The sequence below is a fragment of the Streptomyces sp. bgisy159 genome, from assembly GCF_057707805.1.
On record NZ_JBYIQX010000047.1, the window covers coordinates 13,843 to 28,566 of the forward strand.

Below are 14,724 nucleotides of genomic sequence, written 5' to 3' on the forward strand. Positions count from 1 at the left end.
GCTCGACCGGGGTCGCCGGGTCACGGGGTCACGAGGGCGAAGTCCGGGTCGGGATCACTCAGATGCCCGAGGAGCTCGGTGAGCCTGCCGAGGTCGCCGCCGACCGTGACCCCGTCACGGGCCGCCAGGTCGGCGGGGGCGAGCACGCCGGCCAGGACGGCGCGCAGGTCCGCCTCGGCGAGGGTGATCTCGACGTCCGGGTCGGCGGCGGCCGGCCCGGCGCCCGTGACGTGGGTGAGGACACCGTTGCGCAGCCGCAGGGTGACGCGTTCACCGCCCGTCAGGTTCCAGCGCACCGTGATGTCGGCCTCCCAGCTGCGCGGCCCGTCCACCCGGATGGCCAGCGCGTCGAAGAGCTGGTCGAGGGTCAGCGCGGTCATCAGGTCGGGCGAGTTGCTGGCGGTGGGGGTGCCCACGGAGCCGTGCCGCAGTTCGAGCGCGCCCATGAGGTAGAAGTTGCGCCAGGTGCCGTTCTCACTGCCGTAGCCGAGCTGTTCGAGGGCGTCGGCCTGCAGGGCGCGGGCCTCGGCGTTGTCCGGGTCGGCGAAGACGACGTGGTTGACGACCTGGGCGACCCAGCGGAAGTCGCCGTCGGCGTACGACTGCCGGGCCCGGCGCAGGACTTCGTCGGCACCGCCCATGAACGCGACGTACCGGCGGGCGGACTCGACCGGTGGGTGCTCCCACAGGTGGGCCGGGTTGCCGTCGAACCAGCCCAGGTAACGCTGGTACACCGCCTTGGTGTTGTGGCTGACCGAGCCGTAGTAGCCGTGGGTGTGCCAGGACCGCTCCAGCGCGGGCGGCAACTGCATGCGCTCGGCGATCTCCGCCGCCGTCAGGCCCTGGTTGAGCATGCGCAGGGTCTGGTCGTGCAGATAGGCGTACAGGTCGCGCTGCTCGGACAGGAAGCCGACGACCCGGTCACGGCCCCACACCGGCCAGTGGTGGGAGGCGAAGGCGACGTCGGAGGAGTGGGCGAAGAGACCGATGGCCTCGGTGAGGTAGCGGGCCCAGACCCGCGGGTCGCGGACCTCGGCGCCGCGCAGCGTGAGCAGGTTGTGCAGGTTGTGGGTGGCGTTCTCCGCCATGCACAGGGCCGCGTGGTCGGGGAAGTGCAGGTTCAGCTCGGCGGGGGCCTCGGTGCCGGGGGTGAGCTGGAAGACCATGCGGATGCCGTCGACCGTCTCGGTCTGCCCGGTGCGCGTGATGGAGGCGGTCGGCGGGATCAGGCCGACCGTGCCGGTGGAGACGGTCTGGCCGAGTCCGGCGCCGATCTGCCCGCGCTCGCCCTTCGGCAGGGCGGCACCGTACATGTAGGCGGCGCGGCGGCTCATCGCCGTACCGGCGTAGACGTTCTCGCTGACGGCGTGCGCGAGGAAGCCCTGCGGGGCGAACACCGGGACGCCGCGCTCCACGTCCTCGTCGGTGATCACACCGCGTACGCCGCCGAAGTGGTCGGCGTGGCTGTGGGTGTACAGCACGGCCGTCACCGGCCGCTCACCCCGGTGGGCCCGGTACAGGGCGAGCCCCGCGGCGGCGGTCTCCGCGCACAGCAGCGGGTCGATGACGAGGACACCGCGCCCGCCCTCGACGACCGTCATGTTGGACAGGTCGAAGCCGCGCACCTGGTAGATGCCCTCGGTGACCTCGAACAGACCGTGGTCCGAGCAGAGCCGGCTCTGCCGCCACAGGCTGGGGTTGGCGGTGGCCGGGCAGTCCTGTGCGAGGAAGCCGTACGCGTCGAGGTCCCACACCGTGCGCCCCTCGCCGTCCCGGATCACCGGGTCCGCCGCCGTGCCCATGAAGCCGCGCCGCGCGTCCTTCAGGTCCTGGGTGTCGTCGAACGGGAAGCGCCGCCGGACGGCCTCGTTGGCCTTCGCCACAGCCGGTTCGGCCGGCTTGGTGTCGGTGTTCAGGGGCATCGCGGTCTCCCTCGGTCTCCGGGCGGGCGCCGGGCCGTCGGTGCGGCGCCGGGACGACGGCGCGACGGAAACGGCGGACGGAAACGGCGGCCCGGCGGCGGACTCGGCCAGTGCCACCCTCGCCCGGCGCCGGGCGGCGCACGAGCGGATGGGGGCCGTCCGGGGTACGCGGCCCGGAGCGGCGCTGCCGGGGCACGCCGGGACGGACAGCCCGGAACGGCGCTGCCGGGCACGCCGGGACGGACAGCCCGGAGGCACTACGTGCGGCGCGCTCCGGCGTACGCCGCCCCGGCCCGGCCGGCGTGGCAACGCCCCGCCGGGCTGCCGACGCCCCGGTTCAGCCCTCGCCGCGGACCACCGCGACCGGGCAGTCGGCGTGGTGGAGCAGGGCCTGGCTGACGGAGCCGAGCAGCAGGCCGGTGAAGCCGCCGTGGCCGCGGGCGCCGGTCACCAGCAGCTGGGCCTCGGCGCTGGCCTCGATCAGGGCGTGCCGAACCCGGGAGCGCACCAGTCGGCGTTCCACGCGCACCTCGGGCCGGCGGCTCTGCCACCGGGCGATCGTGTCGTCCAGCAGCCGCTGTTCCTCCTGCTGGAGGCGGTCGATGTCGACGACCACGTTCAGGGGGTCCCCGGGGCCCTCGTAGGCCCGTTCGGTCCGGGTGTTCCACACGTGCAGGGCGAGCAGGTCGACGCCGCGCATGGCCGCCTCGGCGAAGGCGAACCCGACCGCCGCCTCCCCCGCCGGCGAACCGTCGACCGCGAGCAGCACCGGGCCGGCCGGCTCGGGCCGGCCGCGTACCACGAGGACGGGGCTGTGGCCGTGGGCGGACAGGTGAACCGCGGTGGAGCCCAGCAGCAGGCTTCCGAAGGCGCCCCGGCCCCGGCTGCCGACCACGACCAGCGAGGCGGTGCGCGACTCCAGCTCCAGCACCATCACGGGTTCGCCGACGGTGACCTCGCGGTCGATCTCCAGCCGCGGCTCGGCCTCGCGGGCGCGCGATTCGGCCTCGGCGAGCGTGCCGTCCACCAGCTCGCGCACCCCGGCCGTGGTGGGGTTCCACGGCGCCGCGCGGGGCGGCACGTGCACCGACGGCCAGCCGAAGGCGTGCACCAGGCGCAGGCTCGTCCCGCGCAGCGCGGCCTCGTGCGCGGCGGTCTCGACGGCGGCCAGCGCGGCCGGCGACCCGTCCACTCCCACGACGACGGCTTGCACCATGTGGCTCCTCCTGAATCCCGGCCGGGTCCCTCCCGGGCCCCCTCCAGCCTGCGCCCGTCCGGCGCGCCGCGCATCGGGCCGGACGGCCCCGGCCCGTCCCCGGCAGGGCCCCGGACCCTCGTCACTCCTCCCCGTCACGCTCCCGCGGCCCCCCGCCGCCGACCGTGAACCCGATGACCGTGCCGCCCCCGTCGCGGCCGAAGGCGAACTGGGTGCCGCCATGGGCGAGGGCCACCTCGCGGACGATGGACAGGCCGAGACCCGACCCGGGCAGGGAACGGGCGTCGGCGGCGCGGTAGAAGCGGTCGAAGACCCGGGTCAGATCGGTGTCGGCGATACCGGGCCCGCGGTCCAGCACGGCGACCCGCACCGTCCCGCGCCGCGCCGGACCCGCGGGCACCGACGGCCCGCGGACGTCGATCTCGATCGGCGCGGTGCCGTCCCGGTCGAACTTGGCGGCGTTCTCCACCAGGTTGGACACGGCCCGGGTCAGCAGTCCCGGCCGCCCGTCGGTGGTGGTGTCCCCGCTCGCCCGCACCACGATCTCCCGCCCGGTACGGCGCCGGGCCACCGCCGCGACCTCGTCGGCGAGGTCGGCGAGGTCGAGCCGGCGCGCCGGCTCGGTGTCCGACTGCCCGGCGGCCAGCTCGACGAGTTCGTTGACCAGGTCGGTCAGTTCCCGGGCCTCCTCGGCGAGGTCGGCGACGAGTTCCTCGCGGCTGCCGGGCGGCAGTTCGTCGATGCGCCGCAGCAGCGAGATGTTGGTCCGCAGCGAGGTCAGCGGCGTCCGCAGCTCGTGCCCGGCGTTCTGCACCAGCCGACGCTGGTCCTCCTCCGACTGGGCGAGCCGGCCCAGCATGCGGTCGAAGGCGCGGCCGAGCCGGCCCACCTCGTCGGAGCCGGTGACCGGCACCGGCACACCGAGCCGCCGGGTGCGGGCGACGTCCTCGGCGGCGGTGGTGAGCACCACCAGCCGGCGGGTGATCCGGCGGGCCAGCCACCAGCCGAACAGCCCGGCGGCCGTGACGACCGCCGTCATCAGGACGAGCGTGCGCCGCTGGAGCGCCCGCAGCAGGTCCTCGGTGTCGCTGAACTGCTGCGCGACCTGCACCGCGCCCCGTCCACCGCCGAGGGAGACGGTGGCGACGCGGTACACGTCGCCGTCGACCCCGACGTCCTTGTGGACGGCCACGACGCCCGCGCCGCCCGCCCCCGCCGTGGCCCGGTCGGCCGCCGCGACCGGCAGGGCGGGGCTGCCGGGGTCGATCACGCTGCCGTCCGCGGCGAGGACCTGCACATCGGTGCGGGCCGGGCGGACCAGGTCGTGTCCGGGCGCGGAGGAGAAGTCCTCGGGGGTCATGGTGCGCCGCCGCACCTCGTAGCGGACGTCCTGCACCACCTCGTCGAACACCGTCTGCTGGTCGACGCGGACCAGCCGGGCGGCGGCGTTGTAGGAGAGGATCCCGACGAGCACGGTCACCGCGGCGGTGACGGACGCGAAGGAGACGGCGAAGGTCGTACCGAGCGACACCAGCCTGCGGCGCCGCCAGGGCGGCCGACCGCCCACTCAGGACTCCCGCAGCACGTAGCCCACGCCCCGCACGGTGTGGATCAGCTGGGGGGCGCCGGGCTCGTCGAGCTTGCGGCGCAGGTAGCCGACGTAGACGGCGAGGTTCTTCGAGCCGGGCCCGAAGTCGTACCCCCAGATCCGGTCGTAGATCGTGGAGTGGTCGAGCACGATGCCCGCGTTGCGCACGAGCAGTTCCAGCAGTTCGAACTCGGTGCGCGTCAGCTCCAGCTCGCGCCCGCCGCGCCACACCCGGCGCGCCTGCGGGTCCATCCGCAGCCCGGCGGCCTCGACGTACCGGGTGGGGGCGGCGGCGGGGGGCGTCTCGCCGGCCGGGGCGGCGGCGTCGGCGGCCGGGGCGGAGGCGGGGCCGGCCCGCCGCAGCAGGGCGCGCAGCCGGGCGAAGACCTCCTCGATGTCGAACGGCTTGACCACGTAGTCGTCGGCCCCGGCGTCCAGGCCGGCGATCCGGTCGGCGGTCTCCACCAGCGCGGTCAGCATGAGGATCGGCGTGCGGTCCCCCTCGGCCCGCAGCACCCGGGCAACCTGCAGCCCGTCGATGCCCGGCATCATCACGTCCAGGACGAGCACGTCGGGCGGGCTCTTGTGGGCGTGGGCCAGCGCCTCCACCCCGTCGGCGACCGCCGTGACCCGGTAGCCCTCCAGGGTGAGGGCACGTTCCAGGGCGTGCCGGATCGCCCGGTCGTCTTCAGCGAGGAGAACGTTCTGCGCCACGCTCCCAGTCTGCCAACGCCGTCGGCCGTTCAGCCTCCTCTTACCGGCCTCTCACCGTCACAACCGGGCTCCGCCGCAGCTCGGAGCGGTCGGCGGCCGGGCCCGGCCCGGTTGTCCCGGCATCGGTGTCAGTGCCCCGCCCTACGATCCCGTCATGGCCGCTCCCCGCCGCGACACCCGAGGCATCGTCGACGCCGCGCGACTGTTCGCCCGCGTGCGGTTCCGCCGCCGCGAGCCCGCCGCGCCCCTCGCTCCGTACCTGGAGCACTACTGGCTCATCGACTGGGACCTGTCCGAGCCGCACGTCTCGCGGGTCGTCCCGCACCCGTCGGTCAACATCGTCTTCCAGCGGTACGACCACCGGGCGCCCTTCGCCGAGGTGTCCGGCGTGGGTCTCGGCCTGTTCACGCAGCGGCTGGAGGGGCGCGGCCGGGTCTGCGGGGTCCAGTTCCGCCCGGGCGGCTTCCGCCCCTTCTCCCCCGGCCGGCCGGTCAGCCACTGGACGGGCCGGCGTCTGCGGCTGACCGGCACCGATCCCGCCCCGGTCCTGGACCCGCAGGACGACGACGCCCGGGTGGCCGCGCTGGACGCCCACCTGCTCTCCCTGGGCCCCCGGCCCGACCCCCGCGCCGAGCTGGCGACGGCTCTGGTCGACCGGGTCCGCACCGACCGGTCGATCCGCCGGGTCACCGACCTCGCCCGTGACGCCGGCCTCTCGGTCCGTCTTCTGCAGCGGCTGTTCGCCGAGTACGTGGGGGTGCCGCCGAAGTGGGTCGTCCTGCGCTACCGCATCCACGAGGCCCTGGAACGCGCCGAGACCGACCACGGCGTCGACTGGCCCACCCTCGCCGCCGACCTCGGCTACGCCGACCAGGCCCATCTGACCCGCGACTTCACAGCGACGGTGGGCATACCCCCGACCACGTACGCGGAGGCGACCCGCTGACCCCACCGGCCATGGACAGCCGGTCCGGCCGGCCCACCGACCGGGGGCACCGGGCCGCCGCGGGGCCGGCCGGACCGCAGGTCACCGGGCAATCCGGCGTCCGCAGGGCAACGGGCCCGCCCGCACGACCACCGGGCCTGCCGACCACCGGACCTCCCGCGCCGGGCCTCCCGACCACCGGCCCGGGCCCCGAGCCACCCGACCACCGAGCCCCACGGCCCCCGCCACCCAGCCACCCAGCCACCCGACCACCGAGCCCCACGGCCCGGCCCCCCGGCCACCCGGCCACCCGGCCACCCGGCCACCCGGCCACCCGGCCACCCGGCCAGCGAACCGTCCCCCCACGCCCCGCCTCAGAAGTGGTACCGATCCCCCGTGTCCAGCACCAGCACCCGCTGCCGGTCGTTGCCCCGGTTGACGTCCACGGACCCCCCGCTCCACACCGTGTCGATCTCCAGCAGCACCTCGGTCGGCCGCCCCCGCAGCCACACGCCGAACGCCATCCGCTCGCCCCACGCGTCGGCGTCCAGCTCACCCGTCCGGCACACCACGTCCCGGGCCGCCGTCCGCACGCACCCGTCGGGCAGCCGCTGTGTCCGCTTGGCGAGCGGCACCGACCAGCGCAGCCGTACGGTGGCGTCGGCGACCGGTGCGGGCCCGTGGTTCTGCGCGGTGAGGCGCATCTCCAGCCGCCCGCCGGCCAGCAGCGCGTACCCGTGGTAGGCGAGGTCCGCCTGCGGTGCCTCCTCCGCCCGCGCCGGGCCGGCCGCCAGTGCGCCCGCCGCCAGCGCCGTCGCCGCCGTCACGCCCAGCAGCCTCGTCCCGCGCATGCCATCCACTCCTCGTCAGCCGACACCCTCACCGGGTCGTACGCATGTATCCCCCGCGAGGCGAGAGGCAGGCGCCCTCCATCAGGTGACGTCTGGGAGTCTCGACACCATGCAGATCCTCCGCTCCGCCGCCCTCTTCGTCGTCGCCGCGCTGTTCGAGATCGGCGGGGCCTGGCTTGTGTGGCAGGGGCTGCGCGAGCACCGGGGCTGGCTGTGGATCAGCGGCGGCGTCCTCGCCCTCGGCGCCTACGGCTTCGTCGCCACCTTCCAGCCCGACGCCCACTTCGGCCGCGTGCTGGCCGCGTACGGCGGCGTCTTCGTCGCCGGCTCGCTGCTGTGGGGCGCCGTCGCGGACGGCTACCGCCCCGACCGCTGGGACGTGACGGGCGCCGTGATCTGCCTGACCGGCATGGCGGTGATCATGTGGGCCCCGAGAAGCGGCTCGTGACGCCACCGACCCCACGCGCTCGAACACCAGACCCACCCCCGTCGCCCGCCGCCTATCCTGGGCCGGGACCGCACACCCCGCCGAGGAGCAGCCCATGGCCCCCGCCACCCCGTCCCGCATCGCCGTAGTGACCGGCGCGAGCAGCGGCATCGGCGCCGCCACGGCCCGGCAGCTCGCCGCCGCCGGCTACCGCGTCGTGCTCACCGCCCGCCGCGAGGACCGCATCGAGGCGCTGGCCAAGGAGATCAACGAGGCCGGCGGTTCGGCGACCGCGTACCGGCTGGACGTCACGGACCGCGCGGCGGTGGACGAGTTCGCCACCGCGTTCAGGACGATCGGCGTCCTGGTCAACAACGCGGGCGGCGCGCTCGGGGCCGACCCGGTGGCCACCGGTGACCCGGACGAGTGGCGCACGATGTACGAGACCAACGTCCTCGGCACCCTCCATGTCACCCAGGCGCTGCTGCCCAAGCTGGAGGCGAGCGGCGACGGCACGGTGGTCGTGGTGTCGTCGACGGCCGGACACGGCACGTACGAGGGCGGCGCGGGCTACGTCGCCGCCAAGCACGGCGCGCACGTCCTCGCGGAGACGCTCCGCCTGGAGATCGTCGGCAAGCCGGTCCGCGTGATCGAGATCGCCCCCGGCATGGTGAAGACGGAGGAGTTCGCCCTCACCCGGTTCGGCGGCGACCGGGAGAAGGCGGACAAGGTCTACCAGGGCGTGGCCGACCCCCTCACCGCCGACGACGTGGCGGAGACCATCGCCTGGGCGGTCACCCGGCCCAGCCACGTCAACGTCGACCTGCTGGTCCTGCGCCCCCGCGCGCAGGCGTCGAACACCAAGGTCCACAGGGAGCTGTGATGGCGGAACCGAGCCCCGAGCCGATGCCGGCCTCGGACCCGTCGGCGCCGGCCTCGGCCGAGAAGCGGCGGCTGGCCCAGGAGACGAAGGACGAGCGCCAGGTCTGGTACTTCCTGGCGTACTTCCTCTTCGGCATCCACATTGTGGCGTTCGTCATGATCTACGCGGTACGGCACGGCCACTGACCGGCCCGGGGAACACTGGGGCGGTGGACAGACACCTCCCCTTCCGGACGCTGCACAACTTCCGCGACCTGGGCGGCTACCGCACCGCCGACGGCCGCCACCGGGTCCGCCCGGGCCGGCTGTACCGCTCGGACTCCCTGGGCAAGCTGCGGCAGGGCACGGCGGACTGGTCGGCGTTCCTGTCCCTGGGCGTCGGCACGGTGATCGACCTGCGGTACCCGTGGGAGATCGAGAGCCGGGGCCGGATCCCGGACCACCCGTCCTTCACGTACCGCAACCTGAGCATCGAGCACCGCCCCTACGACCAGGCGGCGCTGACGGCGGACGTCGACCCCGGCCCGTACCTCTCGGAACGGTTCATGGAGGTGGCGGAGGACGGCAAGAAGGAGATCCGGACCGCGCTGCGGCTCATCGCCGACGCGACCGCCCCGGTGGCCTTCCACTGCGCCTCCGGCAAGGACCGCACCGGCGAGCTGGCCGCCCTGGTGCTGACCCTTCTCGGTGTCGACGAGCCGACCGTGGTGGAGGACTTCACCCATACCGAGCCCGCCCGCCCGGCCCTGCTCGCCGAGTGGCGGGCGCGCAACGGCGGCCGCAGCCCCGGCTGGCCGGCCTTCGCGAGCGCGCCGGCCTCGGTGATGCGGCTCTTCCTGGCCGCGATGAGGTCCCGTCACGGCTCGGTCGACGGCTATGTGACCGGCACCCTGGGCCTGGACGCGGCCGAGCTGCGGGAGAGCCTGCGCGCCGCGTACCTGGAGCCGGTTCCCGTGTCCTGGCCCGAGCCGGCGTACCGTACGGCGACCCCCGCCGACGCGCCCGCGCTGGTCCGCCTGCGCGACTCGGCCGCGCTGTGGCAGCAGGCGCGCGGCATCGCCCAGTGGCGGCCGGGTGAGAAGGACGAGGCCCACTTCACCGCGCGGATGGCCGAGGGCGAGGTGTGGCTGGCGTACACGGCCGGTCATCTGGCCGCCGCCTGCGAGGTCTGGTGGGACGACCCGGCGGCCTGGGGCCCCCGGCCCTCCGACGCCGGCTATGTCCACCGGCTGATGACCGCCCCGCACACGGCCCCGCCCGGCGTAGGCCGCGCCCTGCTCGCCCACGCCGAGTCGCGCATCGCCGCGGCCGGCCGCCCGTACAGCCGTCTCGACTGTCTCTCGTCCAACCCGCGGCTGCGGGCGTACTACGAGGCGGCGGGCTACCGCGTCGTGGGCGAGCAGCCCGCCAAGACCGACGGCACGGGCAGCCCGTACGCGGTGACCCTCCTGGAGAAGTCGCTGCGCGACTGAACGCCGCGGGACCTCAGCCCTTGACGCACACCACCTGCTTCAGCTGCGCCACGACCTGGACGAGGTCCCGCTGCTGGTCGATGACCTGCTCGATCGGCTTGTAGGCGCCCGGGATCTCGTCCACCACGCCGGAGTCCTTGCGGCACTCCACGCCCCGGGTCTGCTCCTCCAGGTCCCGGGTCGAGAAACGCCGCTTGGCCGCGTTGCGGCTCATGCGCCGGCCGGCGCCGTGCGAGGCGGAGTTGAAGGACTTCTCGTTGCCGAGGCCCTTCACGATGTACGAACCGGTGCCCATGGAGCCGGGGATGATGCCGTAGTCGCCGGAGCCGGCCCGGATCGCGCCCTTGCGGGTCACCAGCAGGTCCATGCCGTCGTACCGCTCCTCCGCCACATAGTTGTGGTGGCAGGAGATCTCCGGCTCGAAAGTCGGCTTGGCCTTCTTGAACTCCTTGCGGACGACGTCCTTGAGCAGCGCCATCATGAGGGTGCGGTTGTACTTGGCGTACTCCTGCGCCCAGAACAGGTCGTTGCGGTACGCCGCCATCTGCGGGGTGTCCGCGACGAAGACGGCGAGGTCGCGGTCGACCAGGTCCTGGTTGTGCGGAAGCTTCTGCGCCACGCCGATGTGGTGCTCGGCGAGTTCCTTGCCGATGTTGCGGGACCCGGAGTGCAGCATGAGCCACACCGCCCCGTCGGCGTCGACGCAGACCTCCACGAAGTGGTTGCCCGAACCGAGCGTCCCCATCTGCTTGGTGGCGCGTTCCTGACGGAACCTGACCGCCTCCGCGACGCCGTCGAAACGCCCCCAGAAGTCGTCCCACCCGCCGGTGGACAGGCCGTGGAACCGGTCCGGGTCCACGGGGTCGTCGTGCATGCCCCGCCCGACCGGGATGGCCTGCTCGATCCTCGACCGCAGCCGCGACAGGTCCCCGGGCAGGTCGTTCGCCGTCAGCGACGTCCGCACCGCCGACATCCCGCAGCCGATGTCCACACCGACCGCCGCCGGACACACCGCCCCGCGCATCGCGATGACGGACCCGACGGTGGCGCCCTTGCCGTAGTGGACGTCGGGCATGACGGCCAGCCCCTTGATCCAGGGCAGCGTCGCCACGTTGCGCAGCTGCCGCAGCGCCACGTCCTCGACCGACGCCGGGTCGGTCCACATACGGATCGGCACCTTGGCGCCGGGCATCTCCACGTACGACATATCGCCTCGTTCCCCCGGGAATCACTGAAAAAGCCTCAATACGCAAAACCGGCGCCAAGGTCGACGAAAGGGACGGCAGACCGGCATCCACGGCGTTGCGTGCGATACACATTGTGGTCAGGGCCCGCCCCTGCCCAGCAAGCCATTTAGGGTCCTTCTCCCACGGAGACCCGTCAGAAGGACCCCAGCCCGTCAGCCCCCGTCGGAAGGAGCCGCACCGTGCAGCGGAAGGCCTACGGACCCGGCGTCGCCGCCCTGCTCGCGGCGGTCCTCGCCGGCTGCACGGGCAGCTCGGACACCGGGGGCGCGACCGACGACTCCAACCCCGGGCAACCCGGCACCGCCACCGCCGCGGCCGAGCCCGGCCGGTACGCCACCCTCCCCGAGCCGTGCCGCGCGGTCGGCCGGAGCGCCCTCGACGCCCTGCTGCCCGGCATCAAGCAGCTCACCGACGAGACCCGGCGCGAGGCCGCGTACACCGGCAGCCCGACCCTCACCTTCGACACCGACCGCAAGGTCGGCTGCCGTTGGAAGGTGGAGTCGCCCACCGCCACCGACCACCTCTCCGTCGACCTCGAACGCGTCGTGTCCTACGACACCTCCGTCAGCGACGACTCGCAGGCCGAACTGCTCTTCGCCGAGCAGCGGACCGCCGCCCGCCTCCCGGTGCCCGCCCCGACCGGCACGGGCACCGGCTCCCCCGTCCCCGGCGCCAGCGCGGCCGCCGCCGGCGCGAGCCCCGGCCCCACCCCGAGCGGTGGCGCCACCCCGAGCGGCAGCGCCGACGGGACACAGAGCGGCACACCGAGCGGCACGCCGAGCGGCAGCGCCACCCCCGCCGGTCTCCAGCCCCGCGTCCTCGACGACCTGGGGGACGAGGCCTTCCTCGACGACGCCCTGGGCAGCGGCGGTTCGACGGCCAAGCGACGCACGATCACTGTGGCGTTCCGCACGTCCAACGTCATCGTGACCATCCAGTACGAGGAGCAGCCGGCCACCGTCGGCACCGTGCCCGACAGCGAGGAAATGCAGGACAAGGCCCGGAAACTCGCCTCCCAGCTGGCCGAGTCGCTCGCCGGTTAACCCGGACGATCACCCTGCGGCCAACCCCGGCAACCGCCGCCACGCGGTCGGCTCACCGCGTACCGTGACCCCTCGGACCCGATCCGACCGCAGGATCCACGAGCGTCATGAGTGAAGGAACCATGCAGCGACGAGCCCAGCGAGACGACCAGAGCCACCGGCGAGCCGAGCGCACCGCCGACATGCCCCGGCCGGACGGCACCCGCCCCGTACGCCGCGCGCCGCGCGCCCTCGCCGTCGCGGCCGCCCTCCCGGTGCTCCTGCTCGCCTCCGCCTGCTCCTCCGGCTCCGGCGGCGACTCCGGTTCCGGTTCCGCTTCGGGGTCGTCCGCCGAGCGGGACGCCGGCGCCTCGGCCTCCGCGACCGCGAGCCCGTCCCCGACCGTGCCGGCCGCCACGTACGCCTCGCTGCCCAAGGCGTGTGCGACGCTGCCGAAGAAGACGCTCGGCGAGCTGGTCCCCGAGGCGGAGCCGGCCGGCAAGCCGGGCTCCACCGACGAGCCGGGCACGCGCGCCAGTTGCTCCTGGAGCAGCCTCGACAACAACGGCGTCAAGGGCTCCCAGTTCCGCTGGCTGAACGTCTCCCTGGTGCGCTTCGAGTCCGACGTGACCCGCGGCTCCGGCGACGACCTCGCCAAGGACCACTACACCCGCCAGGTCGAGGACCTCCGGACGGTGCCGGACGCCAAGAACACCAAGTCGGCCGCGCTCGCCGGCGCCGGCGACCAGGCGACGTCCGTGCGCTACGACCTGAAGAAGAAGGAGGGCGCCTTCAAGCAGCAGACGGTCGTCGTCCGGGCGGGCAACGTCGTCGTCACGGTCGACTACAACGGCGCCGGCCTGGCCGGTGACAAGACGCCGGACGCCGACGGCCTGGCCAAGCTCGCGGAGAAGGCCGCCAAGGAAGCCGTCGCGTCCGTCCGCGCGGCCAACGAGCCGAAGGCCTCGGGCACCCCCGCCCCGGCCGCCTCGAAGCCCGCCTCCTCCGCCCCCTCGGCCTCCGCTTCGGCCTCCGCTTCCCAGAAGAGCTGACGGTCCGGCGACACGTTCGCCGTACATGTGTGCCACTCTGTTGCGCGCAAGAACACGCAATGGGAGGGGAGTACGGGTGGCCGCGCCACTGCAGCTGACTCGGATGCACCGCGTTCTCATCGGCGTGGTCGTGGCCGGTGCCGTGATCATCGCCGGCATCGGCTTCGCCGGTTCGTACGCGGCCGTCCGTGAGCTGGCCATCAAGAAGGGCTTCGGGAACTTCTCGTACGTCTTCCCGATCGGCATCGACGCGGGGATCTGCGTCCTGCTGGCCCTCGACCTGCTGCTGACCTGGATCCGCATCCCGTTCCCCCTCCTGCGCCAGACGGCCTGGCTGCTGACGGCGGCGACGATCGCGTTCAACGGCGCCGCCGCCTGGCCGGACCCGCTGGGTGTGGGCATGCACGCGGTGATCCCGGTGCTGTTCGTCGTCGCGGTCGAGGCCGCCCGCCACGCCATCGGGCGCATCGCGGACATCACGGCGGACAAGCACATGGAGGGCGTCCGCCTCACCCGCTGGCTGCTCTCCCCGGTGCCGACCTTCCTGCTCTGGCGCCGCATGAAGCTCTGGGAGCTGCGCTCCTACGAACAGGTCATCAAGCTGGAGCAGGAACGTCTCGTCTACCAGGCGAGGCTCCGCTCCCGCTTCGGCCGCGCCTGGCGCCGCAAGGCCCCCGTGGAATCCCTGATGCCGCTGCGCCTGGCCCGCTACGGCGTCCCCCTGGCCGAGACGGCCCCGGCGGGCCTGGCGGCGGCGGGCATCGAGCCGGCGCTGCTCCCGCCGGTCAAGCCCGCGGTCACGGACGCCCGGGCCGCCGAGCCGGCGCCCGCGCCGCAGCAGGCGGCACCCCCCGCCGAACAGCACCCCTCGCTCCCCCACCAGCGCACCGGGCGCCCCGAGGAGGCCACCGGCCCGGAGGGAAGCCCCTGGCTGCACGCCCGCCACCCCCAGCAGATCGAGTACCACGGCGGCTACGACCCGACGTACGACCCGATGATGCAGGAGCCCCAGTACGCCCCCGAGGAGCAGTACGGGGACTGGTACGAGGAGCAGCAGCCGGAGGACTTCCAGCAGCCCTCCCCCGACGAGACCGGCAGCTTCCCGATCCCTGTCGGCCCCAACCGCAGCCGTGAGCTCGGCGAGGGCGGCGGCTCCCCGGAACCGGGCGAGGAGGAGTACTACCAGGTCTTCAAGCAGTCGATCAACGGCAGCTACCCGACGCCCCGCGAGTTCGGCGAGAACGTCGAGGCGGAGTTCAGCATCACCCTCCCGCCGGAGGACGCCAAGCGCATGGTCAACCGCTTCACGAACCGCTACAACGCGGAGCTCGAAGAGGACCACATCGCGTAGGAGCCAGGACAGGAAGAAGGGGCCCTCGTGCGAGGGCCCCTTCTTCCTGTCCTGG

At 74.0% G+C, this 14,724-nt stretch carries 14 protein-coding genes; 8 read left to right on the top strand and 6 right to left on the bottom strand.

Annotated elements, in window-relative coordinates; translation table 11 throughout:
• Positions 1-20: 20 nt before the first annotated feature.
• The 4 genes from AC3ET3_RS30830 to AC3ET3_RS30845 form a co-directional block, all read right to left on the bottom strand.
• Positions 21-1,922 (bottom strand): alkyl/aryl-sulfatase, encoded by a 1,902-nt coding sequence (locus AC3ET3_RS30830; RefSeq protein WP_432134367.1) that lies wholly within the window; start codon positions 1,920-1,922, stop codon positions 21-23.
• A 337-nt stretch (positions 1,923-2,259) separates the two neighbouring features.
• On the bottom strand, positions 2,260-3,138 hold the full coding sequence (locus AC3ET3_RS30835; RefSeq protein WP_432157587.1) for a universal stress protein: 879 nt from the start codon (positions 3,136-3,138) through the stop codon (positions 2,260-2,262).
• A 121-nt stretch (positions 3,139-3,259) separates the two neighbouring features.
• Positions 3,260-4,705: a HAMP domain-containing sensor histidine kinase gene (locus AC3ET3_RS30840; protein ID WP_432134369.1), complete on the bottom strand. Its 1,446-nt coding sequence runs from the start codon at positions 4,703-4,705 to the stop codon at positions 3,260-3,262.
• Positions 4,706-5,440 (bottom strand): response regulator transcription factor, encoded by a 735-nt coding sequence (locus tag AC3ET3_RS30845; protein WP_432157588.1) that lies wholly within the window; start codon positions 5,438-5,440, stop codon positions 4,706-4,708.
• Between the two features lie 154 nt (positions 5,441-5,594).
• Here AC3ET3_RS30845 and AC3ET3_RS30850 point away from each other — a divergent pair, with 154 nt between their 5' ends.
• Positions 5,595-6,386, top strand: a complete 792-nt coding sequence (locus AC3ET3_RS30850; RefSeq protein ID WP_432134371.1) for a DUF6597 domain-containing transcriptional factor — start codon at positions 5,595-5,597, stop codon at positions 6,384-6,386.
• A 353-nt stretch (positions 6,387-6,739) separates the two neighbouring features.
• On the opposite strand, the gene AC3ET3_RS30855 is transcribed toward AC3ET3_RS30850, so the two are convergent.
• Positions 6,740-7,216, bottom strand: a complete 477-nt coding sequence (locus tag AC3ET3_RS30855) for a hypothetical protein (protein WP_432157589.1) — start codon at positions 7,214-7,216, stop codon at positions 6,740-6,742.
• A 109-nt stretch (positions 7,217-7,325) separates the two neighbouring features.
• On the opposite strand from AC3ET3_RS30855, the gene AC3ET3_RS30860 reads away from it, so the two are divergent.
• The 4 genes from AC3ET3_RS30860 (at position 7,326) to AC3ET3_RS30875 (ending at position 9,997) form a co-directional block, all read left to right on the top strand.
• Complete coding sequence (locus AC3ET3_RS30860; protein ID WP_432134418.1) at positions 7,326-7,664, top strand: YnfA family protein; 339 nt, start codon at positions 7,326-7,328, stop codon at positions 7,662-7,664.
• 94 nt (positions 7,665-7,758) lie between these two features.
• Positions 7,759-8,526, top strand: coding sequence for an SDR family NAD(P)-dependent oxidoreductase (locus AC3ET3_RS30865; RefSeq protein WP_435613311.1), 768 nt, complete (start codon positions 7,759-7,761; stop codon positions 8,524-8,526).
• Positions 8,526-8,711 (top strand): hypothetical protein, encoded by a 186-nt coding sequence (locus AC3ET3_RS30870; protein ID WP_432134420.1) that lies wholly within the window; start codon positions 8,526-8,528, stop codon positions 8,709-8,711. The genes AC3ET3_RS30865 and AC3ET3_RS30870 overlap by 1 nt, the downstream gene beginning before the upstream one ends.
• Positions 8,712-8,734: 23 nt before the next feature.
• Positions 8,735-9,997 (top strand): GNAT family N-acetyltransferase, encoded by a 1,263-nt coding sequence (locus AC3ET3_RS30875; protein ID WP_432157590.1) that lies wholly within the window; start codon positions 8,735-8,737, stop codon positions 9,995-9,997.
• A gap of 13 nt (positions 9,998-10,010) precedes the next feature.
• Here the strand turns inward: AC3ET3_RS30875 and AC3ET3_RS30880 are convergent, their stop codons facing one another.
• A complete protein-coding gene (locus AC3ET3_RS30880; protein ID WP_432157591.1) occupies positions 10,011-11,204 on the bottom strand; it encodes an RtcB family protein in 1,194 nt (397 codons plus the stop codon).
• A gap of 219 nt (positions 11,205-11,423) precedes the next feature.
• Here AC3ET3_RS30880 and AC3ET3_RS30885 point away from each other — a divergent pair, with 219 nt between their 5' ends.
• The 3 genes from AC3ET3_RS30885 to AC3ET3_RS30895 all read left to right on the top strand — a co-directional run bounded on the left by AC3ET3_RS30885 (position 11,424) and on the right by AC3ET3_RS30895 (position 14,669).
• The gene (locus AC3ET3_RS30885) at positions 11,424-12,287 is read left to right on the top strand and encodes a DUF3558 domain-containing protein (protein ID WP_435613312.1); all 864 of its coding nucleotides are present in this window, start codon (positions 11,424-11,426) and stop codon (positions 12,285-12,287) included.
• A 107-nt stretch (positions 12,288-12,394) separates the two neighbouring features.
• The gene (locus AC3ET3_RS30890) at positions 12,395-13,318 is read left to right on the top strand and encodes a DUF3558 family protein (protein ID WP_432134377.1); all 924 of its coding nucleotides are present in this window, start codon (positions 12,395-12,397) and stop codon (positions 13,316-13,318) included.
• A 103-nt stretch (positions 13,319-13,421) separates the two neighbouring features.
• Entirely contained in the window at positions 13,422-14,669 is a 1,248-nt protein-coding gene (locus AC3ET3_RS30895) for a DUF2637 domain-containing protein (RefSeq protein WP_432134419.1), read from the top strand.
• Positions 14,670-14,724 lie beyond the last annotated feature (55 nt).

Bases quoted from the DNA above. Each gene is read 5' to 3' on its own strand.
- AC3ET3_RS30830 (WP_432134367.1), bottom strand. From the start codon at position 1,922: ATGCCCCTGAACACCGACACCAAGCCGGCCGAACCGGCTGTGGCGAAG.
- AC3ET3_RS30835 (WP_432157587.1), bottom strand. From the start codon at position 3,138: ATGGTGCAAGCCGTCGTCGTGGGAGTGGACGGGTCGCCGGCCGCGCTG.
- AC3ET3_RS30850 (WP_432134371.1), top strand. From the start codon at position 5,595: ATGGCCGCTCCCCGCCGCGACACCCGAGGCATCGTCGACGCCGCGCGA.
- AC3ET3_RS30855 (WP_432157589.1), bottom strand. From the start codon at position 7,216: ATGCGCGGGACGAGGCTGCTGGGCGTGACGGCGGCGACGGCGCTGGCG.
- AC3ET3_RS30860 (WP_432134418.1), top strand. From the start codon at position 7,326: ATGCAGATCCTCCGCTCCGCCGCCCTCTTCGTCGTCGCCGCGCTGTTC.
- AC3ET3_RS30865 (WP_435613311.1), top strand. From the start codon at position 7,759: ATGGCCCCCGCCACCCCGTCCCGCATCGCCGTAGTGACCGGCGCGAGC.
- AC3ET3_RS30870 (WP_432134420.1), top strand. From the start codon at position 8,526: ATGGCGGAACCGAGCCCCGAGCCGATGCCGGCCTCGGACCCGTCGGCG.
- AC3ET3_RS30880 (WP_432157591.1), bottom strand. From the start codon at position 11,204: ATGTCGTACGTGGAGATGCCCGGCGCCAAGGTGCCGATCCGTATGTGG.
- AC3ET3_RS30890 (WP_432134377.1), top strand. From the start codon at position 12,395: ATGAGTGAAGGAACCATGCAGCGACGAGCCCAGCGAGACGACCAGAGC.
- AC3ET3_RS30895 (WP_432134419.1), top strand. From the start codon at position 13,422: ATGCACCGCGTTCTCATCGGCGTGGTCGTGGCCGGTGCCGTGATCATC.